Here is a 25,210-nt window from a genome sequence, read left to right on the forward strand (position 1 = left end):
ATATAGCTTTATTTTTCCAACGTTAGGGTCAAACCCTGTGCGGAACCGGCAAGCCGAGCACCCTGAGAAATGGTTTCGATCTTGATGCGCACACCGTTCTTGTTTTCCAGAACAGCACCACCCAAGCCTTGGCCCAGCGTTGCTTCGCCATGAGCAGCACCATAGGTGCCATTAAAATCTGACAAACGATGCAGATTATAAACGGTGCCTTTGCCTTCAATTTTGGAATAGCCAACGGCAGCAATTGTGCCACCGGTAATGGAAAACTTATAAGTTTTTCCGCCATAACGCAGCCTGCCACCACCCCATGTATAGCCTACACCAATATCGGCTGATCTTGCCGTAATGGTAACCGTAGCTGTGGGCGAGCCCATAGCATCTTCAGCATGGGCAACAGGAATAAAACTAGCTGATGCCGCAAGCGCTGCTGCAGCAAAAAATGAAGAAAATCGCATGAAACGTTCCTTTCTTCTTGTTGGTCAGGCTGAAAAATCAGCCTGCTGCTTTAATATATAAAACAGCAGGCTTTTCAGAAAACCGTGAAGAAAAAACGTTTACTGTCTACAAAAGTTTCAAACTGGACGAAGCAGCTAGAACTCAGGCAGCCATCACACGGCGCACACGACGGGCGGCGGGTTCACGCTCTGCAGAGCGCTGGGCCTTGCGGGCTGCGTTTTCTACAGTTTCACCCATAATGGTGCGAATTTCCTTCAGGTAAGCAGCACCTTTAGGTGTACGCTGCACCAGCACGGAACGACGATCCAGCGGATCAACCTTACGGCGTGCCAGATCCAGTTCACTCAGCCGGTCCAGAGCACGTGTAATGGCGGGCTTGGAAACATTCAGGCTAGCAGCCAAACCACGTACGGTATGGCCGGTTTCATCCAGATAGCACGTCAAAAACACTGCCAGTTGGCGAGCGGATAAATCTGGAGCATCTCCACGCACCAAAGACACAATCGTATCGCGCAGAGTTTTGGCCAGATCCTCTGTTTTTTCTGCTGCCTGAGGCATAAGCTTCACTTTCCTTTTGCTGCACGCTTATCCCGATCTCTCAGGATAAAGCGACATGTTCCCGCTTCCTGTTACGGAACGAATCCCCTTGGGATTTCATATAGGAGGCGAAACGACTCTTTTAAAGTATTAATAAAAACATATTGTCTCTTCTTTTATGACACCTTTGTGGCAGCAGCATTTTGTTCTTCACAAAAAAGGTGCGTAATAGCTTTAAAAATGGCCCGAACCCCAGGAGAATCCCCACCTTTTGGCCGTCCTGGGCGAGAGCTGTCATTCCAGGCATAACTGTCGATATGCACCCAGCGCTGATCTGGATTTACAAATCGTTCAAGAAATAATCCGGCAGTAATCGCGCCTGCCATAGGTCTTGATGAAATATTACTAATATCTGCAACAGAACTTCCTAGCCATTCCTTATACCCCTGCCACAAGGGCAAGCGCCACATGGGGTCTGCTTCCTGCTGCCCGGCTTCCAAAAATGCCGTGGCAACAGCTTCATCATTACACAACAAGGCGGGTAAATCTGGCCCCAGCGCCACACGCGCAGCCCCTGTTAGGGTTGCAACATCTAACAACAGATCAGGTTTCTGTTCCCCGGCTTCGTGCAGCAAATCACACAAAACCAGACGGCCTTCTGCATCTGTATTGCCAATTTCCACTGTAAGGCCAGAACGGCTGCGCACCACATCCAACGGGCGCATGGCATGACCGGACACACTGTTTTCCACACACCCCAGGCGCACTTCCAACCTTACGGGCAAATCCTGCGTCATAATCAGGCGGGCAAGAGCCAAAACAGTTGCTGCCCCACCCATATCCTTTTTCATGCGTAGCATGCCGCTGGAGGGCTTGAGATCGTAACCCCCACTATCAAAGCACACACCCTTACCCACCAAAGAAATCAGCGGTGCTTTTTTATCTGCCGTGCTGCCCTGCCACTGCGCCACCACCACGCGTGGGCCGCGGTCTGATCCATTCCCCACATGCGCCAGTAAAGGATAGGCTTTATCCAGCGCAGCACCCTTTATAACGTCCACATGGGCACCAAATTCCTTGAGCACCGTTTTGGCTGCACGTGCCAGATCTGATGGTCCCAACAAATTGGCGGGCGTATTGATCAGATCACGCGCAAGCCAGATGGAACGCGCCATTTCCGATGCCACGCTTGCACGTTCCTGCGCCGTAACCACCAAGCGTGTTGTGGGTTTTTTGGCGGATGCAGATTTCAGCCCATACTGATAAGCCCCAAGGCAGAAACCCAAAATGACATCATGCCGCGCAATGTCATCCGGCGCTTCTACCCGCCAATCTCCTGCGGGCAGGTCTTGTGCCAGCGCCCCGAAAACAAATGGGTCCACCACACCTTGTTCGGGCACTCCAAATAATGCTGTTGGCACCCCATTTGTATCTGGCACCATTACCAGCTGGCCCGGACGCGCCTTAAAGCCGCAACTTTCTGCAAAAGCCGCTGCTTGCTCCCCTATCCATGAGCCCAAAACTGCCTGATCTGAAGGGCGAACAGCATGAACAGTACGCACCTTGCTTCCTCGGCGGGACACAACCAGACAATCGGCTTCACGAACAGGCATGACATTTCTCCCTTCGCTTTCAGGCAAATGGCCTGTCAGCATATTTCGGTCTGTAAGGATAATGGCATCTGATGGCTTGCTTTTCCACACGCAGCAGCAGACGATGTTTGCATGATGGTTTCTTCCCGCCGTATGGCTGCTGCCGCTCATCACGCATCTATGCCGGACGATGCTCCCGTGCGGGCCATTCTGGGCCCCACCAACACCGGAAAAACACATCTGGCGCTAGAACGGATGCTGGCCCATTCCTCTGGTATGATCGGCTTTCCACTGCGGCTGCTGGCGCGTGAAAACTACGAACGCATGGTCAAGCTTAAGGGCGTGCGCTCTGTTGGGCTGATTACGGGTGAAGAAAAAATCATCCCACCACAGGCACGCTGGTTTTCCTGCACGGTAGAGGCCATGCCATCTGACCGTAAGGTGGAATTTGTAGCCGTAGATGAAATTCAACTGTGTGCGGACCCAGAACGCGGCCATGTTTTTACAGACCGGCTTTTGAATGCGCGCGGGCTGTCTGAAACGCTTTTTCTGGGCGCAGAAACTATCGCGCCGCTGCTGAAAACCCTGATCCGCGACATAGAAATAGACACACGCCCGCGCCTTTCCAACCTGACATATACAGGGCACATGCGCCTATCACGCCTGCCAGCGCGCACGGCTATTGTGGCTTTTTCCATGGCCGAAGTGTACGCCATTGCAGAACTCATCCGCCGCAAACGCGGGGGATGTGCTGTGGTAATGGGGCAGCTTTCCCCACGTACTCGCAATGCGCAGGTAGCCCTCTATCAAAACCGGGAAGTGGATTATCTGGTAGCAACCGATGCCATTGGCATGGGGTTGAATATGGATATTCGGCACATAGCCTTTGCCAATATCTGCAAATTTGATGGTTACAGAAACCGGCTGCTTACCCCAGCAGAAGCCGCACAGATTGCAGGCCGCGCAGGCCGCGGCACGCAGGACGGTACTTTTGGCACAACTGGGGAATGTCCTGCCTTTCCCGAAGGAATGGTGGAGGCCATAGAAACCCACCATTTTGAACCGCTACCGTTTTTGTGGTGGCGTAACAGCAAGCTCAATTTTACGTCTCCCAGCACTCTTTATGCCAGCTTGTGCCAAAAGCCCCCTGACCGCTGCCTGAAATCTGCCGCTCCAGCATCTGATCTCTTGGCACTCTCTGCGCTCATGCAGAATGCCACAGTGCAAAAACTGGCCCATACACCTGCGCGCACTCAGCTATTGTGGGAGGTGTGCCAGATTCCAGATTTTCGCAAACTGGGAGAAGACAGCCACATCCGGTTGTGTGAGCAAATTTTCATTCTTCTTGCCCAAAAAGGACACCTACCTTCTGCTTGGATGAAATCTCGCCTTGCCAATTTGGAGCAATTGGAAGGGGACATTGATGTTCTGATGCAGCGCCTAATGGGCATTCGCACGTGGTCTTACGTTTCTGCCAGACCGGATTGGGTGGAAAACGCTGCACATTGGCGTAACCATACCCTAAGGCTGGAAGATGCTCTTTCTGATGTATTACATGAACGTCTGACAACGCGCTTTGTAGATAAACGCGCGGCAAGCTTGGCACGACGCCTAGAAGAAGCAGACACCACCCCTTTGCTTTCGGCCATTACGCGGACGGGAGAAGTAAGCGTAGAAGGGCATGCTGTAGGCCATATGCGGGGCTTTAGCTTTATACCAGACCCCGAAGCTGCGCAGTCTGACCAGAAATTGATTCTTAAAGCAGCGCGCAGAGCAGCACGTAACCAGATTCCCCATCGTGTTGCGCAGTTCCTACAGGCACCAGACACCGAAATAACGCTGAACCTGCAAAGTGGCGCACTCAATTGGCAGGAAGATACGATTGCGCGTTTGCAAGCCGGGGCAGATGTGCTGCACCCAGTTATTGAAGTGCGCGAGGCAGAATTTCTGGAACCCGGTCAGAAAGAAAAAATCCGGCAACGGCTGGCTACCTTTGTGAACGCATACATCCACAAAGAGCTGGCACCGCTCTTTCGGGCAGAAAAAGCAGTTGCAGATCAACCGTTACTCCGCGGCATGGTGCATATGCTGGTAGAAAACGGTGGCGTAGCGGAGGTGCCGCACCTTTCCACCCTGCCTGCATCTGCTAGACACATACTGAAGCGCCTTCAGATCACCCAGCAAAAAAATACGGTGTTCTGTAGTAAAATGATGCGTCCTGGCGCCATGGCTTTGCGCGCGCTTTTGCTCAGCCTGCACTCTGGCATTGTATTGCCAGAACTTCCACGCCCAGGTGCCGTTTCTGCGCCTTTACCCGCCAATCTAACAGCGGCTCAAAAATCTCTGCTTATGCAACTTGGGTGGGTTATTTCCGAAGGCACCTTAATCCGACTCGACGCGGAAATCTCACAGAAGGGTTGTACATCGGGTTAGGTTATGAAAAAGTCTGTTTTACGTAAAAGAAATTTTCGTAAGCTATAAGAAAACCCGATGCAGACAGAGTGTAGCGCAGGCGCGTATGAGTTTCCAGCCTCCTGTGGACGGCGTGTTGTGGCCCGTTTTGACGGGGGTCGCATGAGTTCGGATGGGGGCGTCATTCTGGTGAAGCAGGCTGATGACATTCTGGGTCTCAGTCGCCGCTTTGCTGCCTGTTTTCGCGATGAACGGCATCCCGGCTTTGTGGAATACCGGGTTGAAGACCTTGTCCGTCAGCGGATCATGGGCCTGGCACTGGGCTATGAAGATCTCAATGATCACGATGCCCTGCGGCATGACCTGATCTTTGGTCTGGCCTCGGGCCGTCTGTCAGGAGGCCGGGCAAACTGCGCAGCATTGGCTGGCAAATCTACACTGAACCGGTTGGAGCGCAGTGGGCACAAGGCAGATCGTTACTGCCGCATCATTGCTGATCATGAGGCCCTGGCTACCCTGTTCGTCACGCTCTTCCTTGACCAGCATGAGCACGCACCCGCCCGGATCGTTCTGGATGTGGATGCCACCGATGACCGTATCCATGGCCATCAGGAAGGCCGCGCCTTTCATGGATATTACGGCCATAACTGCTATCTTCCCCTGTATGTCTTCTGCGGGGACCATCTCCTCAGCGCTACCCTGCGCACGGCAGACAGGGACCCGGGGAAGGAAGCACTGGCAGACATCCGCCGGATCGTGGAGCAGATCAGGAGCCGTTGGCCCCGGGTGCGTATCCTGGTGCGTGGGGACAGCGGTTTCGCCCGGGATAGTCTGATGACATGGTGCGAAGACAACCACGTTGACTTCCTGTTCGGGCTTGCAGGCAACACCCGCCTGTATGACCGGATTGCCTCTTTGTCCGCTGAGGTGCGTGACGAAGCCGCCACGACAGGCAGAGCTGCGCGCGGTTTCGCCTCCTTTGACTGGATCACAAAGGACAGCTGGACGCGCCGCAGGCGGGTCGTGGCCAAGGCCGAATGGCGCCACGGCAACCGCTATCATCGCTTTATTGTCACCACGCTACCGCAGGGAATGTCCGACCCCCGCCATCTCTACGAACAGATTTACTGCGCACGCGGGGATATGGAAAACCGCATCAAGGAATGCCAGATGGATCTGTTCTCAGACAGGACCTCGTCCCACACCATCCGGGCCAACCAGCTCCGGCTGTGGTTCTCGGCCGCAGCCTATGTCCTGCTGACCGCTCTGCAAAGACTGGCCCTTGGCCAGACCAGCCTGGAGACGGCGACCTGTGGCACCATACGCGCACGACTGCTCAAAATCGCAACAGTCGTAAAGGTCAGCGTCCGTCGGATTGTCCTGTCCATGCCGGACATGTTCCCCTGTCAGCATGAATTCGCCCTCGCTCATGCACGATTGCGAAGGCTCCGGCAGGCCATCTGAAGAAACAGACAGTGCACAGACCACATAGCTTCCACCAACACTGCCTTCTCAGGCCGTGACACCCTCACTGCGTTCAGAACCCGCTGCCAGAAGCAGAATATCGTCAATATTCCAGATCGGGCTCCTGTGGGATGACTGAATTCTACAAAATAACCCGAAATTGCCTCAAGTGTGAGAAATCAGCGTCGATATTGCTGCTGCGCTGTATGCAGAATCTGTTTCCCTGATTGCACACGGATCACGGCAGATTCCGAATTTCTTTGCCTCTCGGTTAGGGGTAAAAAAGGCTATTCTTCCGGGCATTTTGCGCAGCCTTGGGTTACATGTGCAAAAACCCCAGATTTTACCGGATACACACGCAGGACCACCTGCCCCTTTTCTAATTATCCCCCGGAAAACTGTAAAAAATCGGAAACACTCAAAAAAGCGTACAGGGAAAGTTCCGTCAGAAAAATATAACCACAACAGTCCCTTTGCTGTGCTGGCAACGCTTCGGCAACACCCCTAACCCTAGCTCTGCTGTAAAAAGAAAGCTGCCCTCCTTACACAGGCGGGTTGCCATTAGGCCAAAAGCGCCTCATATCTGCGCCATCCTTGGTGGCAGGCTTCTATATAACGGTACTGCCATCTGACCCCACGCGGTGAGAGCCCCTCCTCCACCGCCAGATATTTTCGGAGATGGCAATGACCTACGTGGTCACTGAAAACTGCATCCGCTGCAAATTCATGGACTGTGTGGAAGTCTGCCCCGTTGACTGCTTCTACGCTGGTGAAAACTTTCTGGTCATCAACCCAGATGAATGCATTGACTGCGGCGTGTGTGAGCCTGAATGCCCCGCCGAAGCCATTTTCCCTGATAGCGACGACCGTGCAGCAGCGTGGGCAGAAATCAACGCAAAATACGCCACCCAGTGGCCAAACATTACACGCAAGGGCACGCCCCCGGCCGATGCGGAAGAATGGAAAGACAAGCCTAACAAAACAGAGCTGCTTTCTCCCAATCCGCAGAAAGACTGAAAACCCTTATTTACTTGGGTTTGAAGGAATGGTGTCGGCCCTAGGCTGGCACCATTTTTTTATGCCCAGAACCTAACAGCTTGGTGGATGTTCCACACTTCATTCACAGCTCATATCGCGGCAGAGAACAGTGGATACCAGTTGCCTTGCATAGGTCCGCCAAAGACATAGCCCATAAAAAAAAGCCCCTGTAGCCATTATAGCTACAGGGGCTTTTTTCAGCTTGCTTTCCCACCGCCACTTAACGTGGCGGTAGAAACCTCACCATATTAGCGGGACATCATGTGCAGCGCGGTGTTGTTCATAATGAACACCGAACCAACAATCAGGATGGCCACGAAAGCAACGGTGAAAACAAAGCACATGTTGTTCCAGCGCTGTTCGGAGTCTCCGCCCATGTGCAGGAAGTAGTGCAGATGCACCAGAACCTGAACCAGAGCGAGAGCTGAAATAGCAGCCAGAGTGCCGGCTGGCGAAAGGCTATGGCTCATCACCACGCCAAACGACAGGACCGTCAGGACAACGGCAAGAACAAACCCGATAATGTAAGAAGATACGCTACCGTGGCTCTCGCCTGAGGAGGATGTATGCGGATTGCTCATCAGATCATGCTCGCCAGATAGACATAGGTGAAAACGCAGATCCAGACGATATCCAGGAAGTGCCAGAACAGGCTCAGGCAGGTGAGCTTATTCATCATACGTTCCGGAATTTCAGTCGTACCCATCAGCTGAGCGATCAGGGTAACAATCCAGATCAGACCACACGTGACATGCAGACCGTGAGTAGACACCAGCGTAAAGAACGCAGACAGGAATGCACTGCGATCCGGACCGGCGCCTTCTGCGATCATGTGCGCAAATTCACGCAGTTCCAGCCCCACAAAGCCAAGGCCAAGCAGGAAGGTAACGCCAAGCCAAAGGATAACCTTGGAAACCTGGCTCTTATGGGCGGCAATCATGCCGAACCCATAAGTGATGGACGAAACCAGCAGGAGGGCTGTTTCCAGCCCAAGCCCACCGAATTCGAACAGTTCGTGGCCGGTTGGGCCACCGTTAAACTGGTTACGCAGAACTGCAAACACGGCAAAAAGCGTGCCGAAGATAATGCAGTCCGTCATCAGATAGACCCAGAACCCGAACACCACCGGAGATTCGTGGTGATGTTCGTCGTGGCCTGCGGTCTGAACAGTTGTGTTCTGTGCCATGTTATTCAGCTGCCTGTGCCATCAGTTTACGGGTGTGCTCGTTTTCAATCCGGGCAACCTCTTCGGCAGGGATATAGTAATCAATATCCTTATCAGCGCTGCGGGCAATTACCGAACCGATAACACCAACAAGGCCAATAACAGCCAGCCACCAGATGTACCAAACCGCAGCAAAACCGAAGATCAGGGCAAAGATACCACAAGCCAGACCCAAAGAGGTGTTCTTGGGCATGTGGATTGCTTCGTACTGAGCACCAGCCTGACGGGTATCAATACCATTTTCCTTATCATGCATGAACGCATCGAGTTCGTGCACATGAGGAACGATAGCAAAGTTATAGACCGGCGGCGGAGAAGACGTGGACCATTCCAGCGTACGGCCATTCCATGGGTCACCGGTCACGTCGCGGTTCTGCGGCAGGTTACGGTCACGGATGGAAACATACAGCTGTGTAAGCTGGCAAGCGATACCAAGCATAACCAGAACTGCACCAACTTCAGCAACCAGCAGCCACGGATGCCATGCCGGGTTGTCGTAGTGGTTCAGACGACGGGTCATGCCTTCGAAACCGACGATGTAGAGCGGTACGAATGCGCAATAGAAGCCAACAAACCAGAACCAGAAAGCGCGCTTGCCCCAGGTTTCATTCAGTTTGAAGCCCATCACCTTCGGGAACCAGAAGTTCATGCCGCAGATGTAACCGAAATACACACCACCAATAATGGTGTTATGGAAGTGAGCAATCAGGAACAGGGAGTTATGCAGAACGAAGTCAGCACCCGGGATAGCCAGCATAACGCCGGTCATACCACCGATGGTGAAGGTGATCATGAAGCCAACAGCCCAGTACATGCAAGCATGGAACTGGATGCGGCCCTTATACATGGTGAACAGCCAGTTAAACAGCTTAACACCAGTAGGAATGGAGATGATCATGGTCGCGATACCGAAGAAGGCATTCACGTCCGGACCAGCGCCCATTGTGAAGAAGTGGTGAACCCACACAAGGAAGGACAGAACCATGATGGAGCAGGTTGCGTAAACCATGGTGCTGTAACCAAACAGCGGCTTGCCGGAAAATGCAGGAACAACTTCCGAAAACACACCGAAGGCAGGGATAACAAGAATATAAACTTCTGGATGGCCCCAAGCCCAAATCAGGTTGAGGTACAACATCTGGTTGCCACCACCATCATTGGTGAAGAAGTGCATCCCGAAGTAACGATCCAGACCCAGCAGAGCAACTGCAACCGTCAGAACAGGGAAGGCCACCATGATCAGGATGGAAGCACAGAAAGCTGTCCAGGTGAAAACAGGCATTTTCATCCAGGTCATGCCCGGAGCGCGCATCTTCACGATGGTTACAAAGAAGTTCACACCGGTCAGCAGCGTGCCAACACCGGAAATCTGAACGGCCCAGATGTAGTAATCAACACCAACGCCAGGGCTGAACTGATTTTCGGACAGAGGCGGATATGCCAGCCAGCCGCACTGCGAGAATTCACCAATGAACAGAGAAACGTTCACCAGGATAAACGCAACAGCCGTCATCCAGAAGCTCAGGTTGTTCAGGAACGGGAAAGCAACGTCACGCGCACCAATCTGCAGAGGCACGATGAAGTTGAACAGACCGGTCATGAACGCCATGGCCAGGAAGAAGATCATGATCGTTCCGTGAGCGGAGAAGATCTGATCGTAATGGTGTGGTGGTAGATAGCCTGGGTTACCTGCATACGCCAGCGCGAGCTGAGTACGCATCATGATAGCGTCAGCAAAACCACGGAAAAGAGCGACCAGTGCCAAGATGATGTACATCACGGCTAGACGCTTGTGATCAACAGAAGTGAACCACTCTTTCCAGAGGTAGCCCCACTTACCGTAATACGTAATAAGTCCCAGTACCGCGACACCGACAATGACAACGCCGATGAACGTCCCTACCAGGATCGGCACATCCAACGGGATGGCCGAGAGCGATAGTCTCCCTAGCATAGATCCTATTCCTTCATATTCATGTCGGACATCGCAGACTGCTGCACCTGGATCATCTTGCCAGTGCTTTTGTCCATGACCATGCCATTGTTGTACTTGGCAACGATCGTGTTGAACATGCCGGGTTCAACATGCGCGAAATACTCGACGGGGTTCGCTTCGCTTGGGGCAGCAAGTTTCGGATAGGTCTGGCTATCCAGCTGCTCGGAAGAAGACTTCACCTTTTCAACCCAGGCATTGAATTCATCACCGCTTACAGCAAGCGTGTGGAATTTCATGTCAGAAAAGCCACGGCCACTGTAGTTGGCAGATTCACCCAGATAGTCGCCTGGTTCGCTCGCCAGCAGATGAAGCTGGGTCTGCATGCCTGCCATTGCATAGATCATGGAACCAAGACGCGGGATGAAGAAGGAGTTCATCACGGAATCAGATGTGATGTTGAAGTCAATCGGAGTGTTGACCGGAATGGCCAGCTGATTGACCGTTGCAATACCCTGTTCTGGGTAGATGAACAGCCATTTCCAGTCCAGAGCCACCACTTCAACGTGCAGAGGCTTGGTATTAGCTTCTGCTTCAAGTGGCTTATACGGGTCCAGAGAATGACAGGTCTGATAGGTAATCACTGCCAGGAAGAGGATAATCAGGGAAGGCACGCCCCAAATAATCACTTCAATTTTGTTGGAGTGGCACCACTTCGGCAGATACTCGGCGCTCGTGTTAGACTGGCGATACTGCCAGGCAAACAGAAGCGTCAGCAGGATGGTCGGAATCACAACAATCAGCATTGCGACTGTGGAGGTGGCAATTAGGGTTTTAACCCCTTCACCCACCGGGCCTTTCGGGTCGAGAACATCAAGTTCACACCCGGCAAGCAGCAATGCTGACGATAGGCCGCCCAATCGCGCCACTCTCGCCAGTAACTTGTTTTTCATCGCACGCCTCTTGGTTCTGACATCAAATTAGCCTCACTAAGACTCTTTGTTCTGCTGCCATAGAAGCCTGACAACAGCAAGAAAAACCGCGTTTCAACACGTCCCCCCTACCACTAACACATGCCAGACCGTTATTTCCCTCATAAACAGAGGGAACACGGCACATCATGCCGGTGACAAAATGAACGGAGTGCGAAAACACCTTGTCGGCACTTTATTCCTAAAGCGCAGATTCTCAAATGTCGGAAAAGTTCCATCAGCCTTTCGTCATAATCAGGTTAGCTGATATGGCGCTGCGGCATGGGTACGCTGGTGCGATAAAAACAGGGGCAAACAACTTCACGAAATATTACAAAATATTTCATTATATCTTATCGAAATACAATTTCGCTTTCGATTTCATGCCGTTACATGAAAAAAATTTATCTCACATTTTCGTTACAGAATCTTGAATCACAATAACGGCCTGTTTTAGTACGCATTCCAGACAAACATGCCGCCATTCATCCAGAGCATACCTTCCCATACAAAAAAACCCAGCCCTTTGAGAGGCTGGGTTTTCTTTTCCAAGATGCCGACAAAGCCAGTAACCTATGCCGACTCCTTTATAAATTAGTCGTTGGAGTTTCTTGCGCCCATAAACTGCAGAAGAAACTGGAAAAGGTTGATGAAGTTCAGATACAGGCTCAACGCATCATATACGCTGCGCTTGGCTGTCATTTCCGGGCCTTCATATGCAGCAAGCTGCGGATAGGTGACCCGGATACGCTGTGCATCAAACGCACTGAACGCTGTGAAGATGAAGACGCCGACAATGCTGTACACATAGTACAAAGCCGGGCTCTTCAGGAACAGGTTCACCAAACCAGCAATCAACAGCCCAAAAAGCCCCATCATCAGGAAAGAGCTGAAGCGCAACAGGTTGGCTTTGGTGACATATCCCCACAAAGATGTTGCGGCGAACATGCAGGCCGTTACCAGAAAAACCCGAACAATGGATGTATCTGTATAAATAACGAAGATATTGGCCATACTGGCGCCCATGGCAGCGCAGAACGCCCAGAACAGTGCTTGCGCACCCTGTAGGGAAAGCCTGTTCAAACCAAAGGACATCACCAGCACAAACGCCAATGGTGAAAGCATGGCAACGTCACCCAACAATGTTGGGCGTGGCACCAAGCCACCCGGCACTTGCACCACCTGAAAAAACAGATGGCTCAAACTTGTGTTGGCAATAACATATGCCACTATACCGGTAAGCAGCAGGCCAGATGCCATCCAGTTATAAACGCGTAGCATATAGGCCCGCAGCCCAGCATCCAGATTGGCTGCCTGCGCATTCCAGTCTGTGGGCGTAGCGGGGGATCGGTAGTCGTGACTAAACGACATGGTGTTTAACTCTCCTTGTCCGGACAGGCCGGCTTTGCTTAATACTTGTGGCTGCCCTGCCCTGTCGTCAAGGGTTACAAAGAATCAGGTCAAAAACAGGGCGTTTTATTCCCGCCTGATTGTTATCTCTTAATATAACGCATTCCCCCACAAATCGGCTCTCACAAGCCAAGGAATAAAGTACCAGTATGTTTCTGATTGCCGGGATCCGCCTCCCCGCCCCCACGTTGGAGTTCTTCCAACAGATTCAGACCTTCTTCCCCAACCGGGAATGGGAGCCTGAACCCTTCCTCTTTCTGCCTCTGGTGATTGTGGGAGAAACCTCTGATCCTGACATCATGGAGAATCTGGATGCGGGTCTGCTTTCTATCCAAACATCAACACCGGCCACACTTGTTCACGCTGGGTTAGACGTTGTGCAGCAAGGTGAACGAATCATTCTTACGGCCAAGATTCTGTCGGCTGTGTGTGATCACCTTTCCGTGAAAATCAGGCGTCAGGCTCAACACGCAGGCCTGAAGGTGAAGCGCACCTGCCACCCACTCAGCGTGCCACTCGCCACGATCTCAACAGTTCCCCCAGAAGACGTCCACAACTGGTTACGTATCCACCATAGCCTGCGTGCACCAGAAGAGGAGGTTTATGAATTCACCCTGTTCAGTTCTTGGAAAAATCGTGAAACGACAGATATGGAACTTCTGGCTGATTATGCGTTTACATCAGGTTGCATCACACCCTCATCCTTGTTATAACAAGGATTGTAAGCGCCTTTCATAACCTGATTGTGAGCATAATTTCCTGCTCTACAGGCCTGTAAGCACGGGAAATTATCCCGCAGAATGGAAGCTGCTATTCCTTCCCCGTGATTGACAGACAGCGTTCCCCTTGGCTGTTGTGTGAGAAACCGGCCTGCCGGCTATCTTTTTCCTCACCGTATATAATAGTCGAGGACATGAACGCATGACCCGCCCCGCCTCCGCCAAGAGACGTTCACTGCTAGGAATTCTCGCGGCCGGAACAATCTGTGCCGCTGCTTTGCCTTACGCGGCAGTCCCTGCCCGCGCTGACGGTCAGGGTAATACGGGGGAAGCGATCATCCATGCAGATGATCACCCCGAAAACTGGCTTTCTTATGGTCGCACCTACAGCGAACAGCGCTATAGCCCGCTTGATCAGATCAACCGCTCCAACGTGGGTGATCTTAAGTTGGCTTGGTACTACACGCTGGATACCAACCGCGGTCAGGAAGCAACCCCGCTGGTTGTAGATGGCATTATGTATGCCACAACCAACTGGTCCAAAATGGAAGCGCTGGACGCTGCCACAGGTAAGCTGCTTTGGCAGTATGACCCCAAAGTGCCAGGCAACATTGCTGACAAAGGCTGCTGTGATACGGTTAACCGTGGTGCAGGCTATTGGAACGGCAAGGTTTTCTGGGGCACATTTGATGGCCGTCTGGTTGCTGCCGATGCAAAAACCGGTAAAAAGGTTTGGGAAGTTAACACCATCCCAGCCGATGCCTCTCTGGGCAAGCAGCGCTCCTACACAGTGGATGGCGCGGTACGCGTAGCAAAAGGCCTGGTGCTGATTGGTAACGGTGGTGCCGAGTTTGGTGCCCGTGGCTTTGTTTCTGCATTTGATGCCGAAACCGGCAAGCTGAAATGGCGCTTCTACACCGTTCCGAACAACAAGAACGAACCTGACCACGCTGCATCAGATAATATTCTGATGAACAAAGCCTACAAAACCTGGGGTCCCAAAGGCGCTTGGGTACGCCAGGGTGGCGGCGGCACCGTATGGGATTCTCTGGTTTATGATCCGGTCAGTGATCTGATCTATCTGGCTGTTGGTAACGGGTCCCCCTGGAACTATAAGTATCGTTCCGAAGGCATTGGCTCCAACCTGTTCCTGGGTAGCATTGTCGCACTGAAGCCTGAAACCGGTGAATATGTCTGGCACTTCCAGGCAACTCCGATGGATCAGTGGGATTACACCTCGGTTCAGCAGATCATGACACTGGATATGCCAGTGAATGGCGAAATGCGCCACGTGATCGTGCATGCACCTAAAAACGGCTTCTTCTACGTTCTGGATGCCAAGACCGGTGAGTTCCTGTCCGGCAAAAACTACGTTTACCAGAACTGGGCTAATGGTCTGGATCCTCTGACAGGTCGCCCGATCTACAATCCAGATGGTCTGTACACCCTGAACGGCAAGTTCTGGTACGGTATCCCCGGCCCACTGGGTGCGCATAACTTTATGGCTATGGCCTACAGCCCCAAAACGCACCTGGTCTATATCCCGGCTCACCAGATTCCGTTCGGTTATAAAAACCAGGTTGGTGGCTTTAAGCCTCACCCGGATTCCTGGAACGTTGGTCTGGATATGACCAAGAACGGTCTGCCTGATACCCCAGAAGCCCGTACAGCCTACATCAAGGATCTGCACGGCTGGCTGCTAGCATGGGATCCGGTCAAGATGGAAACCGTCTGGAAAATTGACCACAAAGGTCCGTGGAACGGCGGCGTTCTGGCAACCGGCGGTGATCTTCTGTTCCAGGGCTTGGCCAATGGTGAATTCCACGCCTATGACGCCACGAACGGTAGTGATCTTTACAAGTTTGACGCACAGAGCGGCATTATCGCTCCGCCTATGACCTATAGCGTCAACGGCAAGCAGTATGTTGCTGTTGAAGTGGGCTGGGGCGGCATCTACCCCATTTCCATGGGTGGTGTGGGCCGTACTTCTGGCTGGACAGTTAACCACTCCTACATCGCTGCGTTCTCTCTGGATGGCAAAGCCAAGCTGCCAGCTCTGAACAACCGCGGCTTCCTGCCCGTAAAACCACCTGCACAGTATGACCAGAAGGTCGTTGATAACGGTTACTTCCAGTATCAGACCTACTGCCAGACCTGTCATGGTGATAACGGCGAAGGTGCAGGCATGCTGCCTGATCTGCGTTGGGCCGGTGCTATCCGCCACCAGGATGCCTTCTACAATGTGGTTGGTCGCGGTGCGCTGACGGCTTACGGGATGGATCGCTTTGACACCAGCATGACGCCGGATGAAATTGAAGCTATCCGTCAGTATCTGATCAAACGGGCAAACGACACGTATCAGCGTGAAGTGGATGCTCGGAAGAATGACAAGAATATTCCCGAAAACCCGACACTTGGCATTAACCCCTAATGCCTAGGCAGAGTTACGACGTCATTCAGCACACAGGCGATAAGTGGTAAAAATGATGATTAACAGGCTAAAAGCTGCCCTGGGGGCAGTCGCTGTCGGGCTTCTTGCGGGAACGTCCCTGGCGCATGCACAGAACGCTGATGAAGATCTGATCAAGAAGGGCGAGTATGTTGCGCGCCTAGGGGACTGTGTGGCTTGCCACACATCCCTGAACGGTCAGAAATATGCTGGTGGTCTTTCTATCAAGACCCCCATCGGCACAATTTACTCCACCAACATCACGCCAGACCCCACGTACGGGATTGGCACCTACACATTTAAAGAGTTTGATGAAGCCGTGCGCCATGGCGTGCGTAAGGATGGTGCTACGCTGTATCCGGCAATGCCCTACCCATCCTTCGCCCGTATGACGCAGGATGACATGAAGGCTCTGTACGCATACTTCATGCATGGCGTGCAGCCGATTGCTCAGAAAAATCATCCAACTGATATTTCTTGGCCAATGTCCATGCGTTGGCCGCTGTCTATCTGGCGCTCTGTATTTGCTCCGGCTCCTAAGGACTTCACACCGGCTCCCGGCACGGATGCTGAAATTGCACGTGGTGAATACCTTGTAACCGGCCCTGGCCACTGTGGTGCGTGCCATACACCGCGCGGCTTTGGTATGCAGGAAAAAGCTCTGGATGCATCTGGCGGGCCAGACTTCCTTGGCGGCGGTGGCGTAATCGACAACTGGATTGCCCCAAGCCTGCGTAACGATCCGGTTCTGGGCCTTGGCCGCTGGTCTGATGAAGACCTGTTCCTGTTCCTGAAATCCGGTCGTACCGATCACTCCGCGGCCTTTGGTGGCATGGCAGACGTGGTTGGCTGGAGCACCCAGTACTTCACCGATGCAGATCTGCACGCCATGGTGAAATACATTAAATCCCTGCCGCCGGTTCCGCCTGCACGTGGTGATTACAGCTACGATGCTTCTACGGCTCAGATGCTGGATTCCAACAACATCTCCGGCAATGCTGGTGCAAAAACATATGTGGATCAGTGCGCAATCTGCCATCGTAACGATGGTGGTGGTGTAGCCCGTATGTTCCCGCCGCTGGCTGGTAACCCGGTTGTTGTTTCCGATAACCCGACATCTGTTGCTCACATTGTAGTTGATGGTGGCGTTCTGCCTCCTACCAACTGGGCACCTTCTGCCGTGGCCATGCCGGATTACAAAAACATCCTGTCTGACCAGCAGATTGCAGATGTTGTAAACTTCATCCGTTCTGCATGGGGTAACCGCGCACCGGCTAACACAACAGCAGCAGATATCCAGAAACTCCGTCTGGATCATACGCCGCTGCCAACACCGGGTTGGGCTAATGCAACTGAAGAATCCGCTACATGGGGCCTCTTCATGCCGCAGCCTTACGGCGCTGGCTGGACCTTCGCACCGCAGACACATGCTGGTGTGGATGAAGCACAGTAAAGCTTCTGCCTAAATAACTGGCCTCTTTCATCGGGCTGGTTAAAAAGCGCTGTAGTGGTAACACTACAGCGCTTTTTTTATGTTGTTTGCATTGTGAGTGAGCAGATCATCCCCACATGTTTGAACAACATGAGTCAGACCCAGACAAAATTGAAATTGTACACACCACATTCTGCAGAAAGCAGTGATGTGGAAACACAACTGAACTGTTTGGTGCAGGAAATCAGACAGTGTACGGCTTGTGCACATAAGCTACCATTAGGCCCACGGCCCGTTTTGCATGTTTCCCCCCATGCACGTTTACTTATTGCCGGACAGGCACCGGGCACACGCGTACATGAAACCGGGGTTTCTTTTAACGATGCTTCGGGAGATCGCCTACGAGGTTGGCTTGGTATGAGCCGAGACATTTTTTATGATTCCAACCGCGTAGCCATTTTACCTATGGCGCTTTGTTATCCGGGCGTGTTGCCTAAGGGGGGCGATCGTCCACCGCCACCGGAATGTGCCAGCTTATGGCGCGAACGTATTCTGGCTTTACTACCAAACCTGCGCCTAACCCTTTTGGTTGGATCCTACGCTCAGAATTACGTTTTGGGAAAAGGCAAAGTATATGAGCGGACAGAGCATTTTCAGGATTTTCTCCCGCAATATTTTCCCTTGCCGCACCCATCATGGCGCACCGGAGCATGGGAGCGTAAAACCCCCATGTTTCAGGAAAAAATCATTCCAGCTCTTCGGCGCGAAGTGGCTCGGGCACTGGCTGATTAAACAGAGCTAGAGCACCAAAAGCAGGCGCACGTCATTCACATTCGTTAACGTTGGACCTGTTTTGACAAGGTCATCCAATTTCTCAAAAAAGCTGTAACTATCATGCCGTGCCAGAAAATCCTCGGCCGCTACATTGTTTTGCAAGCCGCGTTCCAATGTATCCGGGGTAAATATGGCGCCTGCAGCATCTTCTGTACCATCAATGCCATCAGTATCCCCTGCCAAACCCCATATACCTGCCTGCCCATGTAAAGCGACGGCACAGGAAAGCAGAAACTCCGTATTACGCCCGCCCTTTCCTGGTTTTGTACCTGCACGAATACTCACGGTTGTTTCCCCGCCGCTCAGCAAAACAGCCGGAGCACGCACAGGCACAGCATGCGCCTGAACAGAACGCGCAATACCACTCATCATCACACCCATGACGCAGCTTTCCCCCTCCAGGGCATCTCCTAAAATCAAAGGAGTAACGCCTGCTTTGCGCGCCACCTCTGCTGCTGCCTGTAGTGCCATAAAAGGGGTTGCTATCATTTCAACCCGATTGTCTGCGTTGACAGAATGCTGAGCAGAAAATGCAGTGGTATTTTTCTCCAGAACATGACGAACAGATTCAGGCACGTCTAAATTGTATTTATCAAGAATACGCAAAGCATCTTGAGGTGTTGTGGCATCTGGCACGGTAGGGCCACTGGCAATAATTGCCGGGTCATCTCCGGGTACATCACTAATCACAAGTGTCACCACTTGCGCAGGTGCGGCTGCCAAAGCCAGCTTGCCACCTTTAATAGCTGATAAATGCTTACGCACTGTATTCATTTCAGAAATTGCCGCGCCAGAATGTAAAAGCTGGCGGCCAATATTCTGCTTTTCTGCCAGAGTGATGCCCTCTACCGGCAAAGCCAGTAGCGCAGACCCTCCGCCTGAAATCAGGGCAATAACAAGATCATCTGATCCCAACCCTTGAACGGCCCGCAAGATATCATGCGCCGCCTGTTCGCTCCGCGCATCTGGCACGGGATGTGACGCTTCCAGAATTGTAATATGGCGCGTTGGAACAGCATGCTCATCCCGCGTAACCACAACACCCTGCAAAGGCACATCTGGCCACGCAGCTTCCAGCGCGGCCGCCATAGCGGCAGAGGCCTTGCCCGCCCCCACAACAATGCAGCGGCCTTTGGGTTTTTCCGGCAAATATTCTGCCAACACCTTAAATGGATCTGCTGCAGCAACCGCTGCATCAAACATGCTGCGCAACAGGATACGGGCTTGCTCATCCTGTTCTATTTTGATGTCTGACTGCGCCAATGAAACATTCTCCTGCAATGCTTTACCCTAATATCAGAACCTGTTTATGGCCCATCTGGTTTAGGTAAATGCTTTATCCAGATATGGAGAAGACGCATCAAAGAACGCTCGGTTCTCTGCCAATTCTGTTTCTATCACGCGCAGGCTGGCCAATGCCCGCAACATTTCTTCACGAACTGAAAGATTTGCTTCGGTTTCTTCGCAATTTAACAAATACTCTACAGCTATATGTGTTGCGCGCGCAGTCCGACCATATTGTCCGCCATATCGGCCTGTAAAACGCTGCATGCGTTCCATCATAACTTCTACGGCCTTTTGTGCTTCTGGCGGCAGAATATTCTTGGCCAGAACGGTACGTAACCGCAGCACGTTCAATGCTATGGTCATGCTAGATAGCACGCCGCTTAAATACCGTTCCAAGACATAGGTATTTCCATCATCCGTTGCCATGGTGGAAAGGCGCACAAAACCATCTACACTGCGCCCGATAATTTCCGTTACCGCAGGTGGTCTGCGCTGCCCTGCCAAACGGCGCAAGCCACGCAGAATGTTCACACGCATATCCCACCGCAAACCATCTGGATCATACGGCAGAAACACGCGGTACATCCACATGCAGAACATCATAGCCAACAAGAGCGGCATGGCGGTGTTGAAATACATGATTTCATCCATCCGGCCCTGATTGATTGGCCCCACCAGAATAGGCAGAAACAGATTATAGGCCACAGCCGCAAGCACTAACGGAGGCCATGCAAAGGCTAACCCACCAATCAACATGGGCACAGCCAGACACATGGCCATCATTTCATAAATGGTCGGCTGGGCCATTACCCACAGATCAAGCAGTGCGCTCATGCCAATGACACATACAGTGCCATGCAGGAACGCCTGTGTGGCAAGAGCAGGCTGCTCCAAAGTAGAGAACAGCGCACACACAATGCCCACAAACATAATAAATGTAAGGCCATCAGGCCACGCGGTGGTAATCCATATAACACCAGCCAGAAAGATGGTGACGGAAGCCCGCAAGCTATTGGTAAACGCCATCCGCCAGTCTCGGTAAGACTTCATGGGGTAGCGGAAGTGATCATGCGGTTGCGGATTGCGGCTCATTTCAAACTGTTCAATGGCCAGATACAATTCTTCCAGCATGGTATCCAGCTTATGCAACAGTTGCCCTTGCCGGGTGAGCACTTCCTCCTGATTCACATCCATTGGGGGATGCGTGGCGGCTTCCATTTCTTTTTCCAGACAACTCGCGGCCAGTTGTCGGCAGGTTGCCCGTAAAGACGTGAGATCCCGTAAAACCGGCTCAATAGGCTGATCATTATCCAGCCTGTCTGGCAGAGCCTGCAAAAAAGTGCTCACCTGCCGGGCTGTATCCTGATACTCCGCCCCCTGACTATGCGGCACTTCCAGCAGCGCGCCCAAATCCAACCCGCGTGACAGCAACACTGTAATGGCTGCCAGAGCAGCTCGGGCGTGGTCACCCTCGTGCTGGTGCTTCCCCATTTCAATTTCAGCAAACTCGACCTGATCGCTCAGTGCGATAAGAGTGGAGAAGACACCGGGCGAATTTGCCACTGCGCGCCTATCGCCCTGCAACAAGCGCAAAATGGCGGGCACCGCGCCTTTAAGGGCCTGCACAAAGTTGGTTGCCAGACGTGTTCTGGCCCGCAGCCCCAACTGATACTGAAATAGGGAAGAAATTGTGGTTTCCACCACAATACCAAGCGTAATGTAGGTGGCACGCGCCATTGCGATCTGAAAAATATGATCGGGCGCTACTATGCCGTCCAGCGCAATAATAACGTATGTAAAACCCGATGCCCGCATACCATGGATACGGTAATTGGTCATAGCCGCGGGCCCGGGCAACAACGTGCCTATAAAACAGAAAGTGCCAATCCCTACAGCCACAAAAAAGATATAGAGCAGTGGTGATTGCGGCATACTGGCCACCAGCACGATGGCGCATATTGTGCCCACCACCATGCCGAACATATGCCAGCGCGCCTTGGCAATGGATTTACCACGCGTGCCCTGCGCCACCATCCATACGGTAAGAGCAGCCCATTGCGGGCTCCCCAATTCCCACCACAAGGCAATGCCAAGAGCGATTAAGGATGAAATGGTGGTGCGAAGCGCATACCCAAAAGAAAGCAGATTGGGCGCAAACAGCCAGCGCAAGTGGTCAAGCTTGCGTGGTGGACCGCCACCAACAAGCGCCTGCCGGACAATAATAGAGACCGACCGCCAAAGCTGCCCCAAGGAAAGCGTCATGCTTTTCACGCGGCCAAACCTGAGGTGCTAATGGGGAAACAACGTGCCATACATCTTCTCTTACCCCAACATGGCAGAAAAGCGTATTCACACCTCATATGTTCTGTTCTGCACCCAGATGTGCAAACAGAACATATGAATATTGAAAAGTGCTTATTCTTCGTAAGTTAATAAAGTGGAAACTGGTGCATCCACTTTATTACGGCCACCCAGGCTGGTTAGCTCTACCATAACAGAAGCGCCTACCACGTTGGCTCCTGCCTTGCGCAGCAGTGCTACAGAAGCGGCCAAGGTGCCACCGGTTGCCAGCAGATCATCCATAACCACAACGCGCTGGCCGGGCTGAATGGCGTCTGCCTGAATTTCCAGCGTATCGCTGCCGTATTCCAGATCATAGGTGTGAGAAATGGTTGCACCCGGCAGCTTGCCACACTTACGCAGCATCAGCAGCCCACATCCCAAGCGATCCGCCAGCGGTGCAGCTGTTAAAAACCCGCGGGATTCAACGGCTGCAAGCAAGTCTGGCTTAAGTGGCGCTACCTGCCGCGCCAAACGCCCCATGGCCAGCTGCCACGCATCTGGATTCCGCATAAGAGTGGAAATATCGTAAAATAGAATGCCCGGTTTAGGAAAATCGGGAACGTGCCGGATAAAGCGCTTGAGGTCGATTTCCTCATGTGCCGTCATGGCCTTAATAATCCTTCCTGCGTGCCAGCCCAAGGCTGACCCTCTGTTACTTCTGCCTTGTATCCTGCCAAAAAGAAGAACACGTTCGGGCAATCCGGCGCCCGCTCTATCCTGCATGCGCCGGTTCTGCAAGGTATGGCGGCTTTTCCCTTATGGTCTGCTTATGCCCCGGTACGTGCACTCAGTGCTGCTGTGACCATTTCCATCAAGCCATCCCGGCGGAAGGGTTTGGCCAATAGCCGCGCGTTTGCCACACCACCTTCTGGCAGTTTGGAATCCGCTGTGAGATCCCCTGACATATAAACCACAGCCAGTTCAGGATACCGTTCCACCAACACGCGTGAAAGGGTTAAACCATCCAACGGGCCGGGAAGCTGGATATCCGTTACCAGCAGATCAAGAGGCCCTTCCGCAGCCGCAGCCACATCAAACGCCTGTTCACCATCGCCTGCCTCCAACACGCGGTGGCCCGCCATGCTCAGAATAGTCACGACAATATCGCGAATAGCTGCGTCATCTTCCACCACCAGCACCTGCAAAGCCTGTGATGGCGCTGGTTTGCTTATTTTAGGCAGCGCTGTCGGCTGCAAAACCTGCGCGGCGGAAAGAGCTGTCGCCTTGGGCAACCACAAGGAAACCTCCGTTCCACTCCCACTGCCAGTTGCCACCACAACGCGCCCCTTCACCTGTTGAGAAAAAGCCAGAACCATGGCCATGCCAAGCCCTGTTCCTGCACCCTCTCGCTTGGTGGTAAAAAACGGTTCAAACAGATGGTCCAACACCTCACGTGTCATACCGCTGCCGCTATCAATCACGTCCAGCCGCACCCAATCCCCGGCAGGAAGCGGAGTCGGATCGGACACCACGCGCATGTTGCGGCCTTCCTCAACGGGCAGGCTCATCAGATCTGCGTTCACGGAGAATGTCACATTCCGGGCGGCAATGCGCAGCCGACCACCAGAAGGCATGGCATCCCGCGCATTAATAGCCAGATTAAGCACCGCACTTTCAAGCTGTGCCGGGTCTGCCCGCACGGGCCATACGCCCGAAACATCTGCACATTCCACCACAATTCTGGGGCCAATCACGCGCGCCAACAGCCCATCGAGCAGGGAAAACAGATCGGCCAGATCAAAGCAGTCTGGCACGCCAGTTTGCTGCCTGCGCATAAAGGAAAGAAGCTGGCTTGTAAGAGCTTCAGACCTATGCCCCGCATGTGTTGCGGCAGACAGATATTCCTGCCGCTGCTCCACCTGATCTGGCAAATCATGCTCTGCTGCAAGCTCCAGATTTCCCAAGATAACGGTCAGAAGGTTTTTGAAATCGTGGGCAATGCCTGCGGTAAACTGCCCCAGCGCGCGCAGCTTTTGCGCCTCACCCAATGCGCGCTCACTACGCAAACGCATGGTGATATCTGCGGCTGTCAGCACAAAGCCACGCCGTTCTGCTGCTCCATCTGGAGCAAAAAACAATGTGCGGCACAGTTCCAGATCTGCGCCATTAATGCCCTTGCATTCCACCACTACAGGCGGTGCGGGCTGCCCTTTGGCCAAGCTGGTTTCCACATGCTCCAATGGCTCAAGCAGCGGCACACCATCTACCACCAGCACTGCGCTTAAATCATTGTAAGACAGGCCAGGTTTGAAAAAACTCTTTTCCAAACCCAGCGCCACAGCCAATTGTTCGTTCCAGTGCCATAAGTGGCCATCGGCACCAAATACGGCCACGCCAAGGCTCAAACTGTCCAGCGTTGCCCGCAAACGCAAAGCCAGATCACGCGATGAAGCCTCGGCCCGTGCTGCTGCCAAGGAAGAACGATCCAGCACCCAACCTGCTGAAACAAGGCTGAAAACACCTGTCAGAATCCCCAGCAACGCCAAACGGCGCTGCCAGCTTGTGTTGCGCAGCATATTGGCAACACGGTCTGCCTGATCAAGCGTGCTGGCCCGGCTGAGAATGGAAAGGTTCTGATCCAGATCCGCCAGAAGTTGCGCCCCTCCGGCGGGCGTGCCCTCTGGTGAATGGGGCCATGCACTTATGGTTTCAAGCTGCTGCCACACGCTTTGCAGTGGTTCTACGCGGCCACCGCCTTCACGCAGTTGCACCACACGAAAGGATTCGAACCCACGCCGTGCATCAGAAAGCTGCTGAATGGCCTGCACATAACAACTGCCATCCTGCGGCTTATGTTCGGCCATCCATGCATAATGGCATATACGGGCATCACTGGTAGCGTGGTGCAGCCCGCGCAAGTAATTGCCTGCCGCGGTGCTCTGACGGTCCAGATTACCATGCCGGGCCATTTCATTGCCCAGCTCAATCCCCATTGTACCAAAAGTTACAATCAGCAGCCCGGCGCCAATAAGCGCCAGAACGTGGGCCCGTCTTGCTGGATGCCGTGGCATGTTATGCACGCTCCCTTCCCTCACCCCATCTTTTCATCTGGACTGGGCCGCAGCCCTGTCGCCGTCAAGAGCAGAGCGGGCATAACCGCTTTTTGTA

Annotated in this window: 18 protein-coding genes and 2 pseudogenes; 8 read left to right on the plus strand and 12 right to left on the minus strand. The window is 53.0% G+C overall.

All coding sequences use genetic code 11. The features are described from left to right. Nucleotides 1-8: 8 nt before the first annotated feature. From ABNV41_RS13305 to ABNV41_RS13315, 3 genes are all read right to left on the minus strand, one after another. Complete coding sequence (locus ABNV41_RS13305; protein WP_003629818.1) at nt 9-455, minus strand: hypothetical protein; 447 nt, start codon at nt 453-455, stop codon at nt 9-11. Nucleotides 456-597: 142 nt separating this feature from the next. Next, nucleotides 598-1,014: a MarR family transcriptional regulator gene (locus ABNV41_RS13310; RefSeq protein ID WP_035353907.1), complete on the minus strand. Its 417-nt coding sequence runs from the start codon at nt 1,012-1,014 to the stop codon at nt 598-600. Between the two features lie 155 nt (nt 1,015-1,169). Continuing rightward, entirely contained in the window at nt 1,170-2,756 is a 1,587-nt protein-coding gene (locus ABNV41_RS13315) for a M17 family metallopeptidase (protein WP_080986734.1), read from the minus strand. Between the two features lie 9 nt (nt 2,757-2,765). Between ABNV41_RS13315 and ABNV41_RS13320 the strand changes: the two are divergent. From ABNV41_RS13320 to fdxA, 4 genes and pseudogenes are all read left to right on the plus strand, one after another. Beyond that, a pseudogene (locus ABNV41_RS13320) lies at nt 2,766-4,982 on the plus strand (helicase-related protein); the annotation flags it as partial. 93 nt (nt 4,983-5,075) lie between these two features. Continuing rightward, a complete protein-coding gene (locus ABNV41_RS13325) occupies nt 5,076-6,461 on the plus strand; it encodes an IS1380-like element IS1380A family transposase (RefSeq protein ID WP_349934794.1) in 1,386 nt (461 codons plus the stop codon). A 178-nt stretch (nt 6,462-6,639) separates the two neighbouring features. Then, nucleotides 6,640-6,969: pseudogene (locus ABNV41_RS13330) on the plus strand (DNA helicase); the annotation flags it as partial. Nucleotides 6,970-7,145: 176 nt separating this feature from the next. After that, the gene (gene fdxA, locus ABNV41_RS13335; RefSeq protein ID WP_012812302.1) at nt 7,146-7,478 is read left to right on the plus strand and encodes a ferredoxin FdxA; all 333 of its coding nucleotides are present in this window, start codon (nt 7,146-7,148) and stop codon (nt 7,476-7,478) included. 269 nt (nt 7,479-7,747) lie between these two features. On the opposite strand, the gene cyoD is transcribed toward fdxA, so the two are convergent. The 5 genes from cyoD to ABNV41_RS13360 form a co-directional block, all read right to left on the minus strand. Further along, complete coding sequence (gene cyoD, locus ABNV41_RS13340) at nt 7,748-8,080, minus strand: cytochrome o ubiquinol oxidase subunit IV (RefSeq protein ID WP_050819001.1); 333 nt, start codon at nt 8,078-8,080, stop codon at nt 7,748-7,750. Beyond that, a complete protein-coding gene (cyoC, locus tag ABNV41_RS13345; protein ID WP_003629826.1) occupies nt 8,080-8,685 on the minus strand; it encodes a cytochrome o ubiquinol oxidase subunit III in 606 nt (201 codons plus the stop codon). The genes cyoD and cyoC overlap by 1 nt, the downstream gene beginning before the upstream one ends. Nucleotide 8,686: 1 nt before the next feature. Next, complete coding sequence (cyoB, locus tag ABNV41_RS13350) at nt 8,687-10,678, minus strand: cytochrome o ubiquinol oxidase subunit I (RefSeq protein ID WP_050819000.1); 1,992 nt, start codon at nt 10,676-10,678, stop codon at nt 8,687-8,689. Between the two features lie 5 nt (nt 10,679-10,683). After that, on the minus strand, nt 10,684-11,610 hold the full coding sequence (gene cyoA, locus ABNV41_RS13355; RefSeq protein ID WP_006116679.1) for a ubiquinol oxidase subunit II: 927 nt from the start codon (nt 11,608-11,610) through the stop codon (nt 10,684-10,686). A gap of 612 nt (nt 11,611-12,222) precedes the next feature. Continuing rightward, complete coding sequence (locus ABNV41_RS13360; protein ID WP_003629831.1) at nt 12,223-12,999, minus strand: Bax inhibitor-1/YccA family protein; 777 nt, start codon at nt 12,997-12,999, stop codon at nt 12,223-12,225. A gap of 188 nt (nt 13,000-13,187) precedes the next feature. Between ABNV41_RS13360 and ABNV41_RS13365 the strand changes: the two genes are divergently transcribed. From ABNV41_RS13365 to ABNV41_RS13380, 4 genes are all read left to right on the plus strand, one after another. Beyond that, on the plus strand, nt 13,188-13,751 hold the full coding sequence (locus ABNV41_RS13365; protein WP_050818998.1) for a hypothetical protein: 564 nt from the start codon (nt 13,188-13,190) through the stop codon (nt 13,749-13,751). Between the two features lie 208 nt (nt 13,752-13,959). After that, complete coding sequence (locus tag ABNV41_RS13370) at nt 13,960-16,188, plus strand: PQQ-dependent dehydrogenase, methanol/ethanol family (protein WP_050818997.1); 2,229 nt, start codon at nt 13,960-13,962, stop codon at nt 16,186-16,188. Between the two features lie 52 nt (nt 16,189-16,240). Beyond that, complete coding sequence (locus tag ABNV41_RS13375) at nt 16,241-17,659, plus strand: cytochrome c (RefSeq protein ID WP_050818996.1); 1,419 nt, start codon at nt 16,241-16,243, stop codon at nt 17,657-17,659. A 129-nt stretch (nt 17,660-17,788) separates the two neighbouring features. Continuing rightward, nucleotides 17,789-18,430, plus strand: coding sequence for a uracil-DNA glycosylase family protein (locus ABNV41_RS13380; protein WP_196332604.1), 642 nt, complete (start codon nt 17,789-17,791; stop codon nt 18,428-18,430). Nucleotides 18,431-18,436: 6 nt separating this feature from the next. On the opposite strand, the gene ABNV41_RS13385 is transcribed toward ABNV41_RS13380, so the two are convergent. The 4 genes from ABNV41_RS13385 to ABNV41_RS13400 form a co-directional block, all read right to left on the minus strand. Beyond that, nucleotides 18,437-19,675: a glycerate kinase gene (locus ABNV41_RS13385; protein WP_050820301.1), complete on the minus strand. Its 1,239-nt coding sequence runs from the start codon at nt 19,673-19,675 to the stop codon at nt 18,437-18,439. 120 nt (nt 19,676-19,795) lie between these two features. Further along, nucleotides 19,796-22,030: an FUSC family protein gene (locus tag ABNV41_RS13390; RefSeq protein WP_050818995.1), complete on the minus strand. Its 2,235-nt coding sequence runs from the start codon at nt 22,028-22,030 to the stop codon at nt 19,796-19,798. Nucleotides 22,031-22,174: 144 nt separating this feature from the next. Beyond that, entirely contained in the window at nt 22,175-22,708 is a 534-nt protein-coding gene (locus ABNV41_RS13395; RefSeq protein WP_050818994.1) for an adenine phosphoribosyltransferase, read from the minus strand. A gap of 161 nt (nt 22,709-22,869) precedes the next feature. After that, nucleotides 22,870-25,113, minus strand: a complete 2,244-nt coding sequence (locus tag ABNV41_RS13400) for an ATP-binding protein (RefSeq protein ID WP_050818993.1) — start codon at nt 25,111-25,113, stop codon at nt 22,870-22,872. Between the last annotated feature and the right edge of the window lie 97 nt (nt 25,114-25,210).

This window comes from Acetobacter sp. A11-2, from assembly GCF_040208445.1.
GTDB lineage: Bacteria > Pseudomonadota > Alphaproteobacteria > Acetobacterales > Acetobacteraceae > Acetobacter > Acetobacter oryzoeni.